The following is an 875-nucleotide window of genomic DNA, read 5'->3' on the forward strand; positions in this document are numbered from 1 at the left end:
CCTCCGTCTTTTATCCACCAGCGAATCGCTTCACATGCGCCTTTACGATCACCGGCGTTAATCCGCTGATAGAACGTAGACGGGAAGCATTTTCCGGGCCCGATGTTGTATGGGCAGAACGAGGCAATGCCTACTTTTTGTGGCGGGGTCAAAGGGACATGGATATTCCGATCCACCCATGCCAGCGCTTTGTCGCGCTCTATCGCGTTTACCTGATCGCATTTGGCCTGAGTCAGTTTCATACCCTGAGTGACGGGTTTACCATCTATACGCGTGGCCCCGCGGCAAATTGTCCAGATCCCCTTACTGCCATCGCGATACGCTGTAAGGCTGTTTCCTTCTTTCTCATCAAGGAACTGATCCATCAATGTAGGAGCTGATACACCAGCAGCAATGAGGGCCAGCATTGCTGCACTAAGTTTCGCTCTGTTTCCCATCACCACTCCGTGCCGCTTTGCGCCGGTCATCTTTAATTTTGAAATACAGATTCGTCAGGTACGTAAGCAGACCAAAAAAAAGGCTGCCAAGCACGCCAATGGCTGCCCATTGTGATGGACTGACTTTATCTAGCACCTGAAGCATCCAGAACCCGGCGTTTCCAGCTGATGCGCCATAGGCAATGCCGGTTGTTAGTTTGTCCATGCGATACATACTCTCACCTCGCTGTGTGCGGGTGCTGTGCGTGTGTTTGATAGGAACAGGCCCATCGGGCTGATTTAACAACAAGCCGTATCGATGATGATTCCCGTGAGCCTGAAATGAAAAAGGCCGCCAGTACGGCGACCTTTGATTAGGAGATATAGAGATTAGTGGACGACAATTTCCATCTTTTGCCCCAACGCTGATAGCGCTTTTTGGATCGTATCGATTTTGGT

General features: G+C 50.7%; 2 protein-coding genes. Both read right to left on the minus strand.

Going from position 1 to position 875, the window contains the following annotated elements; all coding sequences use genetic code 11:
* Positions 1-437, minus strand: a 437-nt coding sequence (locus tag CWM61_RS28555) for a lysozyme (protein WP_100632278.1), incomplete at its 3' end; no start/stop codon positions are given.
* Positions 415-651, minus strand: coding sequence for a class II holin family protein (locus CWM61_RS28560; RefSeq protein ID WP_100632279.1), 237 nt, complete (start codon positions 649-651; stop codon positions 415-417). The genes CWM61_RS28555 and CWM61_RS28560, both read right to left, overlap by 23 nt.
* Positions 652-875 lie beyond the last annotated feature (224 nt).

It is taken from the genome of Klebsiella sp. K-Nf6 (genome assembly GCF_002806655.1).
Taxonomy (GTDB): Bacteria; Pseudomonadota; Gammaproteobacteria; order Enterobacterales; family Enterobacteriaceae; genus Klebsiella; species Klebsiella variicola.

What these genes read in the sequence shown, in the direction of transcription:
- CWM61_RS28560 (WP_100632279.1), bottom strand. Translation starts at nt 651, where the DNA reads ATGTATCGCATGGACAAACTAACAACCGGCATTGCCTATGGCGCATCA.